Source organism: Actinokineospora sp. (assembly GCF_052390155.1).
GTDB lineage: Bacteria > Actinomycetota > Actinomycetes > Mycobacteriales > Pseudonocardiaceae > Actinokineospora.
In genome coordinates this window covers 36,653-54,132 of the sequence record NZ_JBQTHF010000034.1, presented here as the reverse complement: position 1 = coordinate 54,132, position 17,480 = coordinate 36,653, and the positions used below count along the sequence as shown (strand labels likewise).

Annotated in this window: 20 protein-coding genes and 3 tRNA genes; 12 read left to right on the top strand and 11 right to left on the bottom strand. The window is 68.8% G+C overall.

Features of this window, described 5'->3' with window-relative positions:
• The first annotated feature begins 21 nt into the window (after positions 1–21).
• The 3 genes from ACT4N7_RS14145 (at position 22) to ACT4N7_RS14135 (ending at position 2,187) form a co-directional block, all read left to right on the top strand.
• Entirely contained in the window at positions 22–1,299 is a 1,278-nt protein-coding gene (locus ACT4N7_RS14145; protein WP_444829159.1) for an MFS transporter, read from the top strand.
• Between the two features lie 157 nt (positions 1,300–1,456).
• On the top strand, positions 1,457–1,648 hold the full coding sequence (locus tag ACT4N7_RS14140; protein WP_444829158.1) for a hypothetical protein: 192 nt from the start codon (positions 1,457–1,459) through the stop codon (positions 1,646–1,648).
• A gap of 53 nt (positions 1,649–1,701) precedes the next feature.
• Positions 1,702–2,187 (top strand): hypothetical protein, encoded by a 486-nt coding sequence (locus tag ACT4N7_RS14135; RefSeq protein ID WP_444829157.1) that lies wholly within the window; start codon positions 1,702–1,704, stop codon positions 2,185–2,187.
• Between the two features lie 27 nt (positions 2,188–2,214).
• On the opposite strand, the gene ACT4N7_RS14130 is transcribed toward ACT4N7_RS14135, so the two are convergent.
• The gene (locus ACT4N7_RS14130; RefSeq protein WP_444829156.1) at positions 2,215–3,051 is read right to left on the bottom strand and encodes a hypothetical protein; all 837 of its coding nucleotides are present in this window, start codon (positions 3,049–3,051) and stop codon (positions 2,215–2,217) included.
• A gap of 296 nt (positions 3,052–3,347) precedes the next feature.
• On the opposite strand from ACT4N7_RS14130, the gene ACT4N7_RS14125 reads away from it, so the two are divergent.
• Positions 3,348–4,130: a transglutaminase-like domain-containing protein gene (locus ACT4N7_RS14125; protein ID WP_444829155.1), complete on the top strand. Its 783-nt coding sequence runs from the start codon at positions 3,348–3,350 to the stop codon at positions 4,128–4,130.
• A gap of 264 nt (positions 4,131–4,394) precedes the next feature.
• Here ACT4N7_RS14125 and ACT4N7_RS14120 read toward each other — a convergent pair.
• Positions 4,395–4,467, bottom strand: a tRNA-Arg gene (locus ACT4N7_RS14120).
• A 35-nt stretch (positions 4,468–4,502) separates the two neighbouring features.
• Positions 4,503–4,592 (bottom strand) — tRNA-Ser (locus ACT4N7_RS14115).
• Positions 4,593–4,952: 360 nt separating this feature from the next.
• Between ACT4N7_RS14115 and ACT4N7_RS14110 the strand changes: the two genes are divergently transcribed.
• Positions 4,953–5,720 (top strand): CoA transferase subunit A, encoded by a 768-nt coding sequence (locus ACT4N7_RS14110; protein WP_444829154.1) that lies wholly within the window; start codon positions 4,953–4,955, stop codon positions 5,718–5,720.
• A gap of 4 nt (positions 5,721–5,724) precedes the next feature.
• Complete coding sequence (locus tag ACT4N7_RS14105) at positions 5,725–6,387, top strand: 3-oxoacid CoA-transferase subunit B (RefSeq protein ID WP_444829153.1); 663 nt, start codon at positions 5,725–5,727, stop codon at positions 6,385–6,387.
• Between the two features lie 33 nt (positions 6,388–6,420).
• Here ACT4N7_RS14105 and ACT4N7_RS14100 read toward each other — a convergent pair whose 3' ends face one another.
• Together ACT4N7_RS14100 and ACT4N7_RS14095 are read right to left on the bottom strand one after the other, a co-directional pair.
• The gene (locus tag ACT4N7_RS14100) at positions 6,421–7,176 is read right to left on the bottom strand and encodes an ESX secretion-associated protein EspG (protein ID WP_444829152.1); all 756 of its coding nucleotides are present in this window, start codon (positions 7,174–7,176) and stop codon (positions 6,421–6,423) included.
• On the bottom strand, positions 7,176–7,847 hold the full coding sequence (locus ACT4N7_RS14095; protein WP_444829151.1) for a dienelactone hydrolase family protein: 672 nt from the start codon (positions 7,845–7,847) through the stop codon (positions 7,176–7,178). Before ACT4N7_RS14095 ends, ACT4N7_RS14100 begins: the two co-directional genes overlap by 1 nt.
• A gap of 122 nt (positions 7,848–7,969) precedes the next feature.
• Here ACT4N7_RS14095 and hisC point away from each other — a divergent pair, with 122 nt between their 5' ends.
• On the top strand, positions 7,970–9,037 hold the full coding sequence (gene hisC / locus ACT4N7_RS14090; RefSeq protein ID WP_444829150.1) for a histidinol-phosphate transaminase: 1,068 nt from the start codon (positions 7,970–7,972) through the stop codon (positions 9,035–9,037).
• A 6-nt stretch (positions 9,038–9,043) separates the two neighbouring features.
• On the opposite strand, the gene ACT4N7_RS14085 is transcribed toward hisC, so the two are convergent.
• Together ACT4N7_RS14085 and ACT4N7_RS14080 are read right to left on the bottom strand one after the other, a co-directional pair.
• The gene (locus ACT4N7_RS14085; protein WP_444829149.1) at positions 9,044–9,799 is read right to left on the bottom strand and encodes a sulfite exporter TauE/SafE family protein; all 756 of its coding nucleotides are present in this window, start codon (positions 9,797–9,799) and stop codon (positions 9,044–9,046) included.
• 346 nt (positions 9,800–10,145) lie between these two features.
• Positions 10,146–10,859 carry a GntR family transcriptional regulator gene (locus ACT4N7_RS14080; protein WP_444829148.1) on the bottom strand — a complete coding sequence of 238 codons (714 nt, stop codon included), beginning with the start codon at positions 10,857–10,859 and terminating at the stop codon, positions 10,146–10,148.
• A 120-nt stretch (positions 10,860–10,979) separates the two neighbouring features.
• Here ACT4N7_RS14080 and ACT4N7_RS14075 point away from each other — a divergent pair, with 120 nt between their 5' ends.
• The 3 genes from ACT4N7_RS14075 to ACT4N7_RS14065 are packed head-to-tail and all read left to right on the top strand — an operon-like array spanning position 10,980 to position 13,190.
• The gene (locus tag ACT4N7_RS14075) at positions 10,980–12,230 is read left to right on the top strand and encodes an MFS transporter (RefSeq protein WP_444829147.1); all 1,251 of its coding nucleotides are present in this window, start codon (positions 10,980–10,982) and stop codon (positions 12,228–12,230) included.
• A gap of 13 nt (positions 12,231–12,243) precedes the next feature.
• Positions 12,244–13,014, top strand: coding sequence for a putative hydro-lyase (locus ACT4N7_RS14070; RefSeq protein ID WP_444829146.1), 771 nt, complete (start codon positions 12,244–12,246; stop codon positions 13,012–13,014).
• 2 nt (positions 13,015–13,016) lie between these two features.
• On the top strand, positions 13,017–13,190 hold the full coding sequence (locus tag ACT4N7_RS14065) for a hypothetical protein (protein ID WP_444829145.1): 174 nt from the start codon (positions 13,017–13,019) through the stop codon (positions 13,188–13,190).
• A 20-nt stretch (positions 13,191–13,210) separates the two neighbouring features.
• Here ACT4N7_RS14065 and ACT4N7_RS14060 read toward each other — a convergent pair whose 3' ends face one another.
• Positions 13,211–13,675 (bottom strand): hypothetical protein, encoded by a 465-nt coding sequence (locus ACT4N7_RS14060; RefSeq protein ID WP_444829144.1) that lies wholly within the window; start codon positions 13,673–13,675, stop codon positions 13,211–13,213.
• Positions 13,665–14,378, bottom strand: a complete 714-nt coding sequence (locus tag ACT4N7_RS14055; RefSeq protein ID WP_444829143.1) for a DUF433 domain-containing protein — start codon at positions 14,376–14,378, stop codon at positions 13,665–13,667. The genes ACT4N7_RS14060 and ACT4N7_RS14055 overlap by 11 nt, the downstream gene beginning before the upstream one ends.
• Before the next feature lie 166 nt (positions 14,379–14,544).
• On the opposite strand from ACT4N7_RS14055, the gene ACT4N7_RS14050 reads away from it, so the two are divergent.
• A complete protein-coding gene (locus ACT4N7_RS14050; RefSeq protein WP_444829142.1) occupies positions 14,545–15,219 on the top strand; it encodes a hypothetical protein in 675 nt (224 codons plus the stop codon).
• 91 nt (positions 15,220–15,310) lie between these two features.
• Here ACT4N7_RS14050 and ACT4N7_RS14045 read toward each other — a convergent pair.
• A tRNA-Ser gene (locus ACT4N7_RS14045) sits at positions 15,311–15,395 on the bottom strand.
• A gap of 38 nt (positions 15,396–15,433) precedes the next feature.
• Positions 15,434–15,904, bottom strand: a complete 471-nt coding sequence (locus tag ACT4N7_RS14040; protein ID WP_444829141.1) for a MarR family winged helix-turn-helix transcriptional regulator — start codon at positions 15,902–15,904, stop codon at positions 15,434–15,436.
• A gap of 615 nt (positions 15,905–16,519) precedes the next feature.
• Between ACT4N7_RS14040 and ypfJ the strand changes: the two genes are divergently transcribed.
• On the top strand, positions 16,520–17,431 hold the full coding sequence (gene ypfJ, locus ACT4N7_RS14035) for a KPN_02809 family neutral zinc metallopeptidase (RefSeq protein WP_444829140.1): 912 nt from the start codon (positions 16,520–16,522) through the stop codon (positions 17,429–17,431).
• Positions 17,432–17,480: the final 49 nt, after the last annotated feature.

The window sequence follows — 17,480 nt, the reverse complement described above, 5'->3', positions numbered from 1 at the left end:
AACTTTCTGGAGGGGTCACGGGTGAGTGCGGCACCGGTCACGACACCGCGGACGCCCGACACCCTTCCACGCGAAGTATGGGTCCTGGTGGCCGCGAACTTCGTGATCGCGATCGGGTTCGGCCTCGTGGCGCCCGCACTGCCCACGTTCGCCCGAAGTTTCGACGTCAGCGTCACCGCCGCGTCGTTCGTGGTCAGCGCGTTCGCGATGGCCCGGCTCCTGTTCGCCCCGGTCAGCGGCCGCCTCGTCACCCGACTCGGGGAACGCTGGGTCTACCTGACCGGGTTGCTCATCGTCGCGGTCACCACCGGCGCGTGCGCCTTCGTCGACGAGTACTGGCAGCTCGTCGCGTTGCGCGCGCTCGCGGGCACCGGCTCCACGATGTTCACCGTTTCGGGTATCGCCTTGCTCGTCCACCTCGCCCCAGCCACGCTGCGTGGCCGCGCGTCGGGGCTGTGGGGCACCAGCTTCCTGCTCGGCAACGTGGCTGGTCCACTGGCAGGCGGGGGCCTGATCGCGATCTCGCTGCGCGCGCCGTTCCTGGTCTACGCCGGATCGCTGTTGGTCGCCATCGCCCTCGTCTGGCTGTTCCTGCGGCGGTCCACCCTGATCGCGCCCGCGGGTGAGGACGGCGGACCAGTTTTCCCGCTGCGGTCAGCCCTGCGCAACAGCGGCTACCGCGCCGCTCTGGTGTCGAGCTTCGCCAACGGATGGGCGGTCTTCGGCGTCCGGGTCTCGCTGGTGCCGCTGTTCATCACCGAGGTGCTGCAGCGCGAGGACGCGTTCGCGGGCACCGCGCTGGCGGTGTTCGCCGCGGGCAACGTGGCCACGCTGCTGATGTCCGGGCGGATCTCCGATCGCTGGGGGCGCAAGCCGCCGATCCTGTTGGGCCTGCTGGTGTCGGCGGGCGGCATGAGCTGGGTCGGATTCACCCAATCGGTGCCGGAGTTCCTGATCGCGACCGCCGTCACCGGACTCGGTTCCGGCCTGCTCACACCGCCGCAGCAGGCCGCGGTGGCCGATGTCATCGGCGCCAAGGCGCGCGGCGGGCAGGTGCTCGCCACCTTCCAGATGGCTGCCGACGTGGGCGCGATCCTGGGTCCGATCATCGCCGGTCTGCTCGCCGACCAGATCTCCTTCGGCGCCTCGTTCGTGGTGACCGGGGCGCTGGCACTGGTCGCGGCGATGGTCTGGCTGCCCGCCCGCGAGACGCTCCCGCGCGACCACCACGGCGGTCAACCCCACCCGACGCCCGAGGAAGCCATCGGCGTCGAGCTGCCGTGCGAACCCGCCAAGTAGCCGCCTGAATCCGGTCACCCAGAGGCGTAACCCGTTGCTCTGTTAGGGCGCAATTACGCCCCCCATCCACGAATCACCTGCACGTGGGCGCATGGAATGGGAACCTTGGTGGTACCTGCCTGGCGCAGGGGTAACAGGTGAAGCGAGTGATCCCGGGATGGTAACTGCACTGTGGATCGCCACCACGGCGATCGTCATGACCTTCGTCGGCTGGCGGCTGCGACGGGCGGATCACACGGTGTCGACCATCCTGCGCGAAGAACGTGAGCGCACCGACCTGGAGCCTGCCGAAGAGCCGTTTCCCGAGTCCAAGCACGACCGGATCGGCCGCCGCCACCGGTCCATCTGACCCCTGTGGATAGTTTCCCCGCGTACCCCCGTCTCCCCCGTACCGTCCCCTCCATGACATTCACCATGGAATACACCAGCAAGCTCCGCGACATCACCTACGCGCTGACAATCGCCGCCCAGGATGGCGGCGACCTCGGCCTCGACCTCGTCGGGGCCGACGACGCGGGCAGCATCGTCGCCGAGGGCACGCTGCGTCTGCCCGCGGGCGGCGCGACGGAGACAGCGAAGCTGATGCAACAGGCGCTGACGGCCATCTCGACCTTCGAGGGCAGACGAGTCCGCCGCCGAGTGGGCAACTCGCACGCGCCGTGGACGTCCGAACAGGACACGGCGTTGCGGGTGGAGTGGCTCACCCTCGCGACCCATACCCCGGCCACTTCGGCTATCCGCGAACTGGCCGCCGCCCGGGAGCGCTCACCCGCGGCCATCCGTGCCCGCCTCGCCCGAGTCGGCTGCGACCCGGACGTCGCGGGCAGGCTCCTCACCCAGGAGACAGCCGAACTGGTCGGCCGGGACGCTGCCGTGATTCCCGACTAGACAGTCCACAAAGGACACAAGGCCCGCTCAGCCCGCACCCTCTCGGAGCAACCGGTGCAGCGCGTCGGCAACCGCCCGCTCGAACCGAGCGCGGGTGTCGCCGTCGAGCACCTCCAGCGACAGAAAGGGATTGAGGTCCTCGACCTCGACCAGCAGCAGTTCTCCCTGCCGGGTGCGGCAAGCATCGATCCGCTGTATCCCATGGCGGATCCCATTCCACTCGACGAAGCGTCGAGCGAACCCGAGATCGGCCGCCGATGGCCGGTAAGGCACCAACCGCCACCGATGTCCGGGATCGGGGGCGTACAACGCGTACTGAAAGGAGTCGTCCACGAAATAGAACGAGACTTCGTATTCGAAGTCCACCCGCGGCTGCACCAACATGTCAACGAGAGACGTGGCGGCCAGGTGGTTGCGCGCCACCATCGTGAGCCCGATCGAGTCGGACCCGAACTTGGGCTTCACGACGTACTCGGCGACCACGGGCAGCCGCCCGAGGTCGGCGGGGTCGTCGACGGTGGGGATGACGGGGTAGCCGGCACGGCACAGGTCGACCAGGTACCGCTTGCCGACCATGTCCGCGCTGCCGGTGAGTTCGTTGAAGACCTTGTGCCCGCCCGCGAGAGCATGCGCCCGGAACAGCTCGTAGCCCTCGCGGTAGTGCACAACCGGCCCGCTGTTGCGGACCACGGTCACATCGAACCCGTCCATCACCGCCAAGGCGTCCAGCGGATGGCAAAGCACCACGGTGAATTCGTCGCGCAACCGCCCGGCCAGCGCGATGTCCTCATCCCCATACCGCCTACCCGCGGCGGGATAGGCCAGGTCAGTCACATACAGCACCCGCGGCTTCGCTGACAGCACTCCTCCAACCTCTGCCCCACATCCTCTTTCCACCCATCCAACCTCTGCCCACCCATCCACCCTCGGGCAGCCCATCCAACTTCGGCACCGCCCAAAGACCCCGTGGCCATACCCATCAACCCCCATCCACCCGCCACCACCCGCACAACGCCGCCGCATCCCAGCACCCCTCCGCCGGACCACCAGAACGAAAGGACCAGCCACCAGCCACCACCGATCACCGATCACCGATCACCGGAACGGCACGGTGTCGAGTTGGCCCGGCGTAAGCCGAAGCTGTCACAGATCATGGGGTGATGGTCGAGACTTGTCGGATCGAGGTGGAGTTGGGTGTGCGGCTGAGCACCCCCGGCGACCTGGTGTTCTCGATCGCCGTGGCGCACGGGGTGCAGGCCGAGACGCTGCGCCACGCCGGTTCCGTGCGCACCGTCGACTTCCCGCACGGCACGCGGGTGCACGTCATCGGTGCCGACGCGGGCGAGGTCACTGTCGGCTACGCGGCCACCCACCGCTACAGCCACGGCCGCAACCCGGTCACCGCCGCCGATCGGATCACCTACCTGCGGCCGAGTCGCTTCTGCCCGTCGGACCGGCTCGGCGGCTTCGCGGTGCGCACCTTCGGCGACACCCGCGCGCCTGCCGACCAGGTGCGTGCCATCGTGGCGTACGCGACCGGGTATCTGTCCTATGTGGGCGGTTCGAGCGGGCCGACCGACGACGCCGTGGACACCTTGCTGACCGCCGAAGGCGTCTGCCGGGACTACGCGCACGTCTGCATCGCCCTGTGCCGCGCCCTCGACATCCCGGCGCGCTTCGTGTCCGTCTACGCGCCGGGCCTGTTCCCGATGGACTTCCACGCCGTCTTCGAAGCGGCCATCGGCGACCACTGGTACGTCTTCGACGCGACCCGCCTCGCCCCTCGGCCGTCGTTCGTGCGGATCGCCACCGGCCGTGACGCGGCGGACACGGCGTTCCTCACCACGCCGAACGCCGCCGAGCTGATCACCGCCCACGTCTTCGCCGTCGCGGAACCGAACCTCCCCGCCGACGACGGCACGACCCTCGTCTCACTCGGGTGATCCACAGACCTGTGGATCACCCTGGGGACGAACCGAGAACCCCAGACCGCGCAGACCCGAGCCTCCACAGCCACAATAAAATCTCCGGCCGACAACCACGTCCAGGTGTGGACAACTCGACCACGTGGCCATTTGTGCACAAGCCGCGAATACCGGCGAGAGGAAGAATCACTTTCGCGGATCACGATACGAACCGGGCGCCGCCGCAAACGCGGTCACGGCCCTGTCCTCAATCGAGGACAGGGCCGTGACCTGCGAATACCGCGCGCCCGAAGGGATTCGAACCCCTAACCTCTTGATCCGTAGTCAAGTGCTCTATCCATTGAGCTACGGGCGCATGTTCAGTTGTCACCCGGCGGACCGGGTGTAGTGCGGAGGCTCCGGGATTTGAACCCGGGAGGGGCGGTTAACCCCAACCGCATTAGCAGTGCGGCGCCATAGACCAGACTAGGCGAAGCCTCCCGGGGCCCCAGGCCGCTCGGCGATCAGACTACACAGGCCGCGGTCCGCCAGGCAAAACGCCCCCCGCCAAGCAGTGCGGTGCGGGCAAAACCGCTGGTGGGCGTCCGCCGTAGTCGCCCGGAGCCGCAGCGGCGACACGCGGGAGATCGCGGGCGACCGGGCAGATCAGGATCACATGACCTCACCGACGCCGCTGCCGCCACGGCCCGGTCGTGCGCGAAGTTCGCGGCGGTTTGGGCAACGTCCGCCCCGGTGTCACCGGACATCCCGACGCCGTCAGTTGTGGCGATCACGAACACATCTGCACCCGGCTCCGCCCCGCTAGGCTCGCCTTTGCCACACCCAGAAGGAGGGCCACACATGGACAAAGTCGTCCACAGCGCCGCCGACGCGGTCGCCGACATCCCGGACAACGCCAGCCTGGCCGTCGGCGGCTTCGGGCTGTGCGGGATTCCGAGCGTGCTGATCCAGGCCCTGCTCGCCAGCGGGGTCACCGGGCTGGACGTGGCGTCCAACAACTGCGGCGTCGACGACTGGGGGCTCGGGCTGCTGCTGCGCGAGAAGCGCATCGCGCGGATGACGAGCTCCTATGTCGGCGAGAACAAGGAATTCGCCCGGCAGTACCTCTCCGGCGAGCTGGAAGTGGAGCTGACCCCGCAGGGCACGCTGGCCGAGCGGCTGCGCGCGGGCGGCGCGGGCATCCCCGCCTTCTACACCCGCACGGGCGTGGGCACGCAGGTCGCCGACGGCGGTGTGCCGTGGCGCTACGACGACGCGGGCAACGTCGTGGTGGCCTCCCCGCCCAAGGAGGTCCGCGAGTTCGACGGGCTCGACTACGTGCTGGAGCGCGCCATCGTCTGCGACTTCGGCCTGATCCGCGCGTGGAAGGGCGACCGGCACGGCAACCTCGTGTTCCGCGACTCCGCGCAGAACTTCAACCCGCTGTGCGCCATGTCGGGCCGGATCACCATCGCCGAGGTCGAAACCCTGGTCGAGACCGGCGAGCTGGCGCCCAACGAGGTCCACCTGCCCGGCATCTTCGTGCAGCGCGTGGTGCCGCTGACCGCGGAGCAGGCCGCGGACAAGCGAATCGAGCGCCGCACCGTCCGCGCGAAGCAGGAGGGCTGAACCCATGGCACTGACCCGTGAGCAGATGGCCGCGCGCGCCGCGGCGGAGCTGACCGACGGCTCGTACGTCAACCTCGGCATCGGCCTGCCGACCCTGGTGCCGAACTACGTGCCCGACGACGTGGAGATCGTGCTGCAGTCCGAGAACGGGCTGCTCGGCGTGGGCGCCTACCCGTGGGAGGGCGAGGAGGACGCCGACCTGATCAACGCGGGCAAGGAGACGGTGACCCTGCGCCGGGGCGCGTCGATCTTCGACTCGGCGTTGTCGTTCGGGATGATCCGGGGCGGCAAGGTGGACGCCGCGATCCTGGGCGCCATGCAGGTGTCCAAGGTCGGCGACATCGCGAACTGGATGATCCCCGGCAAGATGGTCAAGGGCATGGGCGGCGCGATGGACTTGGTGCACGGCGCCAAGCACGTCGTGGTGCTCATGGAACACGTGGCCAGGGACGGCAGCCACAAGATCGTCAACGAGTGCTCACTGCCCTACACCGGGCTGCGGGTGGCGCAGCGGATCATCACCGACCTCGCGGTCATCGACATCACCGCCGACGGCCTGATCCTGCGGGAGCTGGCGCCGGGCGTGACCGTCGACGAGGTCCGCGCGAAGACCGAGCCCGACTTGGTCGTGGGCGCCGACGTGGTCGAGATGGCCGTGGCGGTCTGACTGTCGCCGGACGGGGTTCCGCTGGGAGCCCCGTCAGGCGGTGACCGAGGTGACCAGCTCGCGCAGCCGCTGGGCCAGCCGGGCGGAGTCGGCCGGGGTGAAGGTGAGCCGGTCCTGGCGCTCCGGGTAGGACAGGTAGCGGCCAGCCTCGGTGTCGAACCAGTTGAGCACGTCGGTGCGGCTGCGTCTGCCGACCCGGTCGAGGCTGTTCGCGGCGAGCTGGCCGCCGCCGTGGCGTGAGCTGGACACCAGCGTGGCCACGGTCCGCATGTCGCGGCCGCGGACGCCGCCCTGGTTGAGCGCCAGCTCCAACCCGGCGAAACCGTTGCGCGCGAAGGCATCCACCGCTTCGTGGAACACCGCCTTGGGCAGTGAGAGCGGTCCGCCAGGCCCGGGTTCCGCGTCCGGCACCAGCGCTATGATCTCGGCCACGACCCGCTCGCTCGGCACCGGGCCGACCCGGATCTCCCCGCCGGACTGCACGGCCAGCACGCCGCGCCCGCCGCGCGCCGCGCCCAGCACGCGCAGGTTCTCGCCGACCGCGAGCAGCCCGTCGACGCTGACCTCGTGCCGCGCGAGCAGCAGGAGCTGGTCCTCGAAGCGCCGGTCGAGGTCGCGGCCGTCGTAACAACCCTTGGCGGCCAGGCTGTCCAGCACCTGGGCAAGCAGTTCGGCGCGCTCGTCCAGGGTCTCCCCGAAGCTCGGCACGTCGAGCGGGTACGGCCGCTCGCCCAGGCCCAGCCGCTCCCAGACGAGGTCGAACTCCGGCTCGGTCAGCGTGGTGATCATCAGCGCAGGTGGGCGTCGAACCAGTTCAGCGCGCGCTGCCACGCCTCGGACGCGCCCGACTCGAACGGGAACCGGACGACGTCGGAGGCGATGTTGGCCGCGCTGGCCGCCTCGCGCAGCTTCTCGACCTGCTCGGCGGAGATGTCGTCGCCCTCCTCGCGGTAGAGGCCTAGCCACGGGCAGCGCAGCTCGCCCGCGACCTCGACCAGCGCGGGGAGGCCGTCGGACAGCGGTTCCAGGATGCCGCCACCCGCCACGGTGACCGCGGCCCCGATGTCGCGGCGCGCGGCCACGACGAGCGCAACCGCGCCGCCGAGTTCGAACCCGATGACGCCGATGCGGTCGGCGGCGACCTCGTAGCCCGCCAGCCAGGCGAAGGCGATGTCGGTGGCGGCGAGCACGGAGTCGCCTGACAGCTCGCTGACCTTGTCGCGGGCCTCGTGGTGGTCGACTTCGGTGGAGCCCGCCTCACCCGCGTACAGATGTGGAACGACGACAAGCCAGCCCTCGGCCGCCAGACCCGTCACCATGCCGCGCACCGCGTCCGTGATCCCCCGCGCTTCGTGCAGCACGACGAGCCCGCCCCGGGTGACCCCGTCCGGTTCGGCGAAAGTGAGGCGCAGCGCACGGCCGTCGTCGAGCCGGAAGTCCTCTGTGCGTGTCTGAGCCATGCCACACCCAACCATGCGAGGGTGAACCGCAGTCAACGTGATCGACCGCTCAGGCGTCGGCACCGCCTCGGCGGAAGATAGGTTCGACGCAAGCGGCCCCCTGTGACGACGAGGAGTTTTCGATGAGCGTGCGTATCCGCGCCGATCTGGACTCGCTGCCCGGTTACGTGCCGGGCAAGAGCGTCCCCGGGGCGATCAAGCTGGCCAGCAACGAGGTCTCCCTCGGCCCGCTGCCCAGTGTGGTCGGCGCGATCGCCGAGGCCGCCGCCCGGATCAACCGCTACCCGGACAGCGGCGCGGGCGAACTGGTGGCGCGGTTGGCGCGCAAGCTTGGCGTCACCGAGGACCAGGTGTCCGTCGGCTGCGGGTCGGTGACCCTGTGCCAGCAGCTCGTGCAGGCCACGTGCACCGCCGAGGACGAGGTCATGTTCGGCTGGCGCTCGTTCGAGGCGTACCCGATCATCACGCAGGTCGTCGGCGCCGGTCAGGTGCGCGTGCCGCTGACCGAGGCGCACGCGCTCGACCTGGACGCCATGATCGCGGCGGTCACCTCGAAGACCCGGCTGGTGTTCGTGTGCACGCCCAACAACCCGACCGGCACGGCGCTCACCAAGGCGGAGATCGAGCGCTTCGTCGACGCGGTGCCCGCGGACGTGCTCGTGGTGATCGATGAGGCGTATCGGGAGTTCGTGGACGACGCGGACGTGCCGGACGGCGTCGAGGTGGCCAAGGAACTGTGGGCGCGCGGGCGGGACAACGTGGCCGTGCTGCGAACGTTCTCCAAGGCGTACGGCCTCGCGGGGCTGCGCGTGGGCTACCTGGTCGCGTCCGAGGCGGTCGCCGACGTGACGCGCCGGGTGTTCGTACCGTTCGGGGTCAACGCGCTCGCGCAGGTCGCGGCGCTGGCGTCGCTGGACGCGGAGGACGAGCTGTTCGCGCGCTGCCGCGACATCGTGGCCGAGCGCGGCCGGGTGCGCGCGGCACTGGTCGATGCGGGCTACGACGTGCCGGTGACGCAGGCGAACTTCGTGTGGCTGCCGCTGGGTGCGCGGACCGCCGAGTTCAACGAGCACTGTCTGTCGCACAAGGTCGTGGTGCGCGCGTTCGTCGGCGACGGCGCCCGGGTCACCGTCGGCACGCCCGAGGAGAACGACACGTTCCTGGCCGCCGCCTTGTCGTTCCCCAGGTAAGCCGGTTCACCGCGCCAACAACTGCACAATCGCCGCGACGCCGACAACCACGATCACGCCCCGCAGCACGGCCGGGGACAGCTTGCGCCCGACCTTCGCGCCGAGCAGGCCGCCGACGATCGCCCCACCCGCGATCAGCGCGACGGCGAGCCAGGCCACCTCGGCCACGAAGACGAAGATGATGCCGGAGGCGAGGTTGACGACAGCGGCGAGAACGTTCTTGACCGCGTTGATCCGTTGCAGGGTCTCGTCCATGAGAATCCCCATCAGCGCGAGCAGCAACACGCCCTGCGCGGCGCCGAAGTAGCCGCCGTAGACGCCGGTGACGAACACACCGGAGAACAGCGCGAGACCGCCGTGCAGGTGTCGCTCGGCCTGCCGCTCGTCGAGCTTGCGCGACAACCACGGCTGCGCCACGACAAGGACCAGCGCCAACACGATCAGGACAGGCACGATCGTCTCGAACGCCCCCGGCGGCAACACCAGGAGCAGCACGGCGCCGACCGCACCGCCGGTCACGGATGCCGCACCCAGCCGCAGCAGCCGCGCACGCTGCCCGACCAGCTCGCGCCGGTAGCCGATCGCGCCCGTCACCGACCCGGGAACCAATCCCAGCGTGTTGGACACGTTCGCGACAACCGGCGGATAGCCGACGGCGAGCAGGACAGGGAAGGTGACCAGGGTGCCGGAGCCGACGACCGTGTTGATGCCGCCCGCGAACACCCCGGCCAGCACGACACCGATCGCTTCCCAGACCGTCACCGGGGACATCCCATCATCCGCACAGTCATCGACCCTACTGCGATCAGATGCCCCCCGCCCACGCGCCAACAGCCAACCCGGCGTGCCATTGCCCACCCCGCCCGCTACACACCCCCCGCGCCCGGACCCATTTTCGCCGCCACCCCTAACTACAACCCCCACCCGTCCACTGGGGGCTCGGCCCTGCGCCAGTCTATCGGTGGAATGGCTGGTGGGGAGGGGGTGGCAAATTCTGTGGATGGTTGGCGTGGATGTGGACAGGCGGGGATGGCTCGCGTGCCGTGTCGACCGTTGCCTAGCCGCGATGGGGCCAGGAAGAGCCCGTCAGGGCAGCCGAGGCCGGGCGTCAGGGCATAGCCAGGGTAGGAGTGATCGGGCGGGTGCGGAAGGCGGCGAGCATTTCGGTTTCGGCGTCGGCGAGGTAGGCGCGCAAGAGGTCTTCGGCGGCGGTGACCTCGCCCGCCAGCAGGGTGCGGACGATCTCCCGGTTGCGGACCAGGTAACCCTCGTGGAATGACCGCGGATCGCCCATGTCGTGGAAGCCCAGGCGAAGTTCGGCGGCGACCTGACGCATCAGTTCGTCGACGCGGGGGCTGCCCGCGAGGGCGGCGATGGCCTGGTGGAACCGGATGTTGGCGGTGCCCACATCGACCCACTGACCGTCAGCGGCCGCCCGTTCGCCGCGTTCGACGGCGTCCGCCATGCGGGCGATGCCCACGTCGTCGGCGAGGGTGAGGGCGGCGCATTCGATCATGCGGCGGACCAGGAACAGGTCGACCACGTCCGCGGCGTCGAGGCTGCGGACGAAGACGCCGCGGTTGAGCTTGTGTACGAGCAGCTTCTCGTGCGTGAGCAGCCGGAACGCCTCGCGCAGGGTGTTGCGGGAGACCTCAAGGGGCGCCATGAACGCCTCCTCGGACACCCGGCTGCCCGGGGCAAGCGCGCCCTCCATGATCAGGTCGCGCAGGGCGGCGGCGGCCACTTCGGCGGCGCTGCTGCGCTCCCGCCGCCGCTCCCGGACGAGTTCGGTGAGCCGACCGACGATCTCCGCCGCAGCCACGGGGGCCTCCACCACGTCGTAGGTACCTGAACAGTAATCGTCCGATCGGACCATTGTCATATTGTTCAACAATCCTCACACTGAACACTACGATGGGTCATCGACCGAACGGGGTATGTCATGAGCAGCAGCACAGTCCCGCGGACCGACGGCAGGCTCACCTGGTTTCGGGAGCTGCCCGCGAAGGGCCGCAAGGCATTCGTCGGCGCCTTCCTCGGCTTCGGCCTGGACTCCTACGACTTCTGGGTGCTTCCGCTCAGCCTCGCCGCCATCGCCGCGACGTTCGGGCTGAGCACCGGCCAGACCGGCCTGTTGTCCACCACCACGCTGGTGTTCTCGGCGGTGGGCGGTGTGATCGCGGGCGTGCTGGCCGACCGGATCGGCCGGGTGCGCACCCTGATGATCACCGTCGTCACGTACGCGCTGTTCACGGCGCTGTGCGGGCTGGCGCAGAACTACGAGACGCTGCTTGCCTTCCGCGCGCTGCAGGGCCTCGGCTTCGGCGGCGAATGGGCGACCGGCGCGATCCTGGTCGCCGAGCACACCTCCGCGCGACACCGGGGTCGAGTGATCGCGGTCATCCAGAGTTCCTGGGCCGTGGGCTGGGGTCTGGCCGTGCTCACCTACACGCTGGTGTTCAGCCTGATGGAGCCCGACCTGGCCTGGCGCGTCCTGTTCGTCACCGGCGCGTTGCCCGCCCTGCTCGTCGTCTACCTGCGGCGCGGCATCGAGGACGCACCCGTGTTCACCGAGCACAGGCAGGAGGCGCGCGGCTCACTGCGGGCGATCTTCCGCCGGGATCTGTTGCGCACCACGGTGTTCGCGTCCCTGCTCGCCACCGGCTGCCAGGGCGGCTACTACACACTGGCGACGTGGCTGCCCGCGTTCCTGAGCAAGGAGCGGGGTCTCACCGTGATCGGCACGGGCGGGTACCTGGCCTTCCTGATCACCGGCGCGTTCCTGGGCTACCTCACCGGCGGCTACTTCGCCGACCGGTTGGGGCGCAAGAACACTTTCCGGCTCTTCGCCGTGCTCAGCGCCGCGCTCGTGCTGCTCTACACGCAGCTTCCCGCGTCCGCGGGCGGCTATGTGATGTACCTGGGCTTCCCGCTCGGGTTCTGCTCGTCGGCGATCTTCAGCGGGTTCGGCGCGTTCCTCGCCGAGCTGTACCCGAGCCGGGCGCGCGGGGCGGGCCCGGGTTTCACCTACAACATCGGTCGCGCGGTCGGCGCGTTCTTCCCCGCCGCCATCGGCTTTCTGGCCGCGCGGTACGGCATCGGCGGCGCGATGTCGTTCGGCGCCCTTGCCTACGCGCTGGCCTTCGTGTCCCTGTTCGGCCTGCCGGAGACCCGCGGCCGTGAACTGTCCTGAATGGAGGTACCAAATGGACGATCCACATGCGGCCCGGGCGGCGTTCCGGTCCGGCACGATCACCTCGACGTCGGGTTGGGCCAACGGGTTCGCCCAGGCAAACTTGGTCGCGCTGCCCCGCGAGCACGCCTACGACATGCTGCTTTTCGCCCAGCGCAACCCGAAACCGTGCCCACTGCTCGACGTCACCGACGAGGGCGCCTGGCGAACGCCGCTCGCCGACGCCGACCTGCGCACCGACCTCCCCCGCTACCGCGTCTGGCGCAACGGCGCGCTGGTCGCCGAACCCACCGACGTCGCCGACGTCTGGCGGACAGACCTGGTGAGCTTCCTGATCGGGTGCAGCTTCACCTTCGAGGCCGCGCTCACCGCCGCGGGCGTCCCGCTGCGGCACGTCGAGCAGGGCACGGTCGTGCCGATGTACCGCACGAACCGGCTGTGCCGCCCGGCGGGCGGACTCCGCGGCCCACTGGTCGTCTCGATGCGCCCGGTGCCCGCCGAACTGGTGGCCACGGCCGTCCAGGTGACCGCGCAAGTGCCCGCGGTGCACGGCGCGCCCATCCATGTGGGTGCGCCGGAAGCGCTCGGTATCGCCGACCTCGCCGCACCGGACTACGGCGAACCGGTGGCGCTGCGGTCGGGCGAGATCCCGGTGTTCTGGGCGTGCGGCGTCACCCCGCAGGCCGCGCTCGCCGGGTCCGACGTTCCGTTCGCCATCACGCACGCACCGGGCCACATGTTCATCACCGACATCCGGGAGACCGCATATCGATCGGGAGGATAGTCATGCACAGCAACACATCCATCGCCTTCGCCGTCCTGATCGCCTGCCTGGGCATCATGAGCCTGCTCGGCAAGGCCCGGCTGTTCGGTCCGTTGGCAGTCGCGGGTTTCGTCCTCGGCGCGATCTCGGCGGCGTCCCTGTTCGTGCTACTCGGCGGCATCGGCGCCGCGATATAGCTGTCCCTTGGCGTCGTAGGTCAGCGCCTGCCACTGCCGAGGGGCACCGGCTTAAGCGTGGTCCGGGTCGCCTCGTAGACGAACGGACCAGGCTGCTCAAGCAGCGCCTCGATGGTGCGCCACCGGCACATGAACAGCTCAAGCTGCGCGAACTTCGAGTTGGCTTCCTTGCTGGCGAGGGTGACCATGCGGGCGCCATGATCGCGGACCGCGGCGATCTCCTGACGGTGGTCGTTGATGTGCCAGTCACGGGTGATGATCAGCCACTTGTTTCGGCATACCACCGGGAGCCACTCGACGTCCTTTACCGCTGGGCTCGCGACCGGGCACGGCGGGCGCTTCTTGCGGTACAGCTCGCCGCCCGGGTCTCCCGGGTAGGTGACATCGTTGCGGACCTGGACCAGCAGCTTGGCCAGGCCCAGCAAGTCCGCGTCGATATAGAACCGCACGGCAGCGGCGGCGGCCGGCGCTGACTCACGCTGCACGAGCGCCGTTCTCGTAGCTGACCGCCCACCGCACATCAGCGATGGTGATCCCGAAGTCCTCCGCGACCTCCGCCACGGTCGCGCCGGCGTCGACCTGCTCCCATAGGACCTCGGTGCTGATCCCGCCTACCGAAGGACGGCCGAACCGCACGTCGGGTCGTATCCGCACCCTGGAACGGTTGTCCTCGTGGGGACGCCACTCGGCGACGACGCCGCCCTCCCAGGTGACACGAGCTAGGAACGACGACGACGGGCCGGTCAGCACGTACTGTCCGCTGACCTCCGCAACCAGGCAGAACTCTGGATCGAGACCAACCTCTTCCTGCGCACGGGAGACCGTCACGAGTTGCCCTTGGTTGGCGAACGGCCGCTCATGCGCGAGTGGATACGGGACCCCGTAGTCTTCCCGTAGCTTGGTGATGAAGTCACGCAGTTCCCGCATCGGGATCCGCTTCTCCCGCCGATATTGCTTGAGCCAGCCGCACTCGACGAACTCCGCCCACGTCACGGCCGGATGACCGCCCCGCGACTTCTCGCGGATGATCGGCGGGTAAGTCTTGCCCAGGCGCGTGCCGCCCTCCAGCCAGTAATGCAGCGTGCTCTGCGACACACTGAGTAACCGGGCCGCCTCAGCCTCGGAGTACATCTCCTGCTCCAGCACGGCCAGGCCGCTGGTCGCGGGGCCCGCGCTCCCGATGTTCACCGACACAGACTTGCACAACTACCGGCGCCACAGCACGTCGATCAGCGACAACAACAGACATCAACCACAGCGACCACTGTGCGTTGAGGTCACATTTAGTTGACCTTTGACACCTGTCGACTACGGTCTTATCAAGTTGGATGACCATCCTATGACAGGACTTGACATGATTGCCGCTGATGCCATCTCAGACTTTCTCCGCAACGTGAGCGACGCATGCCTCACGTTGGCCACAGAGCTGGAGAAGGGGACGGATGCCGCGGTCCCCGTCGACAACGTCGACCTACCACAAGGGCGTGGGCAGCGCCAACAACAAATTCTCGAACTCCCTCAACTGGCCGACGAGACTGGCCTGAAGACGGCAGACATCGCAGCTCTGATCGACTACGAGGTACCCAACACTCACTCAACACTGCAGGCACTGGATAGAGCTGGCCTCGTCGAACTGGTTCCCAGAGAGACACCTCAGCGCTGGCGTCTCGCATCCCGGTATCGGGCCACCACGACCGTCTTCAAGCGAGTCGCTTCTCGGATCCGGGTAGGCGAGTGGGCAAGCTATGGCGACATATCCATCGCGGTACGAGGCGACACGGCAGCGGCCCGAGGTGTCGGTCGTGCCGCCGCCACCGACCCGAGCTTTCCACATCCAGAACGGATTCTCGTGGACGATGGGAGCGTCAACCCAAGATGGCATGACCGCAACGGGCAAGGGCCAGAACACTGCAGGCAGTTGCTTGAACAGCAGGGAATCACGTTCGTTGACGATCGTGCCAGCAGCGGTCAGCGGGTCTCATGGGCCGTTCTGGCGGAACGAGACAGAACAGAACCGGTGCAGGAGTAGCACGAAGACAAGCAACAGCACCCGACCGCGGTCCGCGCACGGATGACGCCGATGTTCGGGTTCGAACGTCGAGGCAATGGTCCTCGTTCAGCGGAGGCGGAGGGATTTGAACCCCCGGACGGTTGCCCGTCTTCCGCTTTCAAGGCGGATGCATTCGGCCGCTCTGCCACGCCTCCCGGTCCGATCAGCGTAGCCAAGGCGCCGACCGGGTTGGTCACGAGAGGTCGAGATGGGCGATGACCCGCTCGAACACCGCGGCCACGACGGCCTGCTCTTCTGGCGACATGAGGTCGACCAGGTGGCTGCGGACCCCGTCGACGTGGGTGGGGGCGGCGGTGCGGAGTACCTCCATGCCCTTCTGGGTCAGTTCGGCCACGACGCCGCGGGCATCCTCCGGGCAGCCGGAACGGCGGACCAGCCCGGACTTCTCCAACCGCGAGATCTGGTGGGAGAGCCTGCTCTTGGACGACGCGACCTGGCCAGCGAGCTGGCTCATCCGCATCTGCCAGCCCTCCCGCTCCGAAAGCCGGACCAGCACCTCGTAGTCGGGCAGCGCGAGGCCGTGGTTGTCCTGGAGCTCGCGGTTGAGCTGCCTGCGCAGCAGTTCGCTGGCGATGACGTACGCGCGCCACGCGCGCGCCTCGCCGGGACCGAGCCACCGGGGTTCGGCTTTCACTGATGTCACGCGACCAGGTTACGGCGTTCGACTCGCCAAGCAGGCGTTTTGACGAGAGTCCGCGCCGACCCGTGACCGTTCGCTTCGGACAGTGACCGGGAATCTCACCTGTTCAGGGCGGGGTAAAGGGTTGTCTCCGGGCGGAGAGGGGAGCACCATGGAGTCATGGCCGGCCCGCGAGGACCCGAAGCACAGCAGGTGAATGTGCCCGGTCGCCGAGCCTGCCGAGAGAGGGTAGGTGGTGCCGTGGCGGAGCAGCTATCTCCAGTAGTGGCCCGCGATCTGCTGCGACCCCGCGCCTGAGCCGAACGAGATCGACCCAGTCGCGACTGCGGAGCAGCGTGAGACCCCGGTAATTCGAGTGCCCGCGTGCGCGGAACGTACACGGATCGCACCTCGACGATGTTGATCCTTGCGTCGGACGTGTCTCAGACACGCCTGGCAGGGCTCCACGCCAACCGGTTCGGGTCGCGGCCACTACACGAGAAGATCGGTCACCTGGGTGCGGCTGCCGACAGGCGCCGCACCCAGGTGTATGTCGACCCCTCCGGGTGATCGGCGCCGGCCTATCGTTTGAGCCGACAACCGGGGCCCCGCCCCGACGCCTCAGACGCGGAGTGGCCCGTGGAGTTCAACGACGACGTAGCCCTGGACACCTCCCAGGTGCAGGACATGCGGGGTGCGGGCGGCGGAGTCGGCGGCCGCGTCGCCCTCGGTGGTGGTGGTCTCGGCATCGTCGGAGTCATCATCTATTTCGTGCTCTCGCAGCTCGGCGGGGTGCCCGCGGGCGCGCCGCTGAGCACCGGGGACGTGAGCGGCGGGCAGACGGTGAGCAACACCGACCTGGCGCAGGAGTGCCGCACCGGCAAGGACGCGAACACCAAGTCCGACTGCGCGCTGGTCGCGGTCATCAACTCGATCCAGGGCTACTGGACCGACGAGTTCGCCCGATCGGGACTGACCTACCAGCCCGCACCGACCCGGTTCTTCAGCGGCGGGGTGAACACCGCGTGCGGCAGCGCGACCGCCGACGTCGGCCCGTTCTACTGCCCCGCCGACAAGCAGATCTACATCGACCTGACCTTCTTCAAGGAGCTGCAGAGCCGCTTCGGCGCGCAGGGCGGCACCTTCGCCGAAGCCTACGTACTGGCCCACGAGTATGGCCACCACGTGCAGAACCTGTTCGGTACCTCCGACCGGGTGCGCCCGGGCACCGGGCCGCAGTCCGACGGTGTCCGGCTGGAGCTGCAGGCCGACTGTTTCGCGGGGGTGTGGGCCAACCACGCGACGAACGTGCCGACGTCCAGTGGCAAGCCGCTGATCCGGTCGATCTCGCAGGACGACGTCAACCGCGCGCTGGACGTCGCGGCGCGCATCGGTGACGACTTCATCCAGAAGAACCTCGGCGGCGGCAAGGTCGACGAGAGCCAGTTCTCGCACGGCTCGTCCGCGCAGCGGGAGCGCTGGTTCACCACCGGCATCAACGGCGGCGACCCGACCCAGTGCGACACCTTCAACACCCGCAACCTGGGCTGACCGGAACGACGCAGGACCAGACAACGCAGAACCCCCGTGGCGCCTGGCG

Bases quoted from the DNA above. Each gene is read 5' to 3' on its own strand.
- ACT4N7_RS14140 (WP_444829158.1), top strand. From the start codon at position 1,457: ATGGTAACTGCACTGTGGATCGCCACCACGGCGATCGTCATGACCTTC.
- ACT4N7_RS14135 (WP_444829157.1), top strand. From the start codon at position 1,702: ATGACATTCACCATGGAATACACCAGCAAGCTCCGCGACATCACCTAC.
- ACT4N7_RS14125 (WP_444829155.1), top strand. From the start codon at position 3,348: ATGGTCGAGACTTGTCGGATCGAGGTGGAGTTGGGTGTGCGGCTGAGC.
- ACT4N7_RS14110 (WP_444829154.1), top strand. From the start codon at position 4,953: ATGGACAAAGTCGTCCACAGCGCCGCCGACGCGGTCGCCGACATCCCG.
- ACT4N7_RS14105 (WP_444829153.1), top strand. From the start codon at position 5,725: ATGGCACTGACCCGTGAGCAGATGGCCGCGCGCGCCGCGGCGGAGCTG.
- ACT4N7_RS14100 (WP_444829152.1), bottom strand. From the start codon at position 7,176: ATGATCACCACGCTGACCGAGCCGGAGTTCGACCTCGTCTGGGAGCGG.
- ACT4N7_RS14095 (WP_444829151.1), bottom strand. From the start codon at position 7,847: ATGGCTCAGACACGCACAGAGGACTTCCGGCTCGACGACGGCCGTGCG.
- hisC (WP_444829150.1), top strand. From the start codon at position 7,970: ATGAGCGTGCGTATCCGCGCCGATCTGGACTCGCTGCCCGGTTACGTG.
- ACT4N7_RS14075 (WP_444829147.1), top strand. From the start codon at position 10,980: ATGAGCAGCAGCACAGTCCCGCGGACCGACGGCAGGCTCACCTGGTTT.
- ACT4N7_RS14070 (WP_444829146.1), top strand. From the start codon at position 12,244: ATGGACGATCCACATGCGGCCCGGGCGGCGTTCCGGTCCGGCACGATC.
- ACT4N7_RS14065 (WP_444829145.1), top strand. From the start codon at position 13,017: ATGCACAGCAACACATCCATCGCCTTCGCCGTCCTGATCGCCTGCCTG.
- ACT4N7_RS14050 (WP_444829142.1), top strand. From the start codon at position 14,545: ATGATTGCCGCTGATGCCATCTCAGACTTTCTCCGCAACGTGAGCGAC.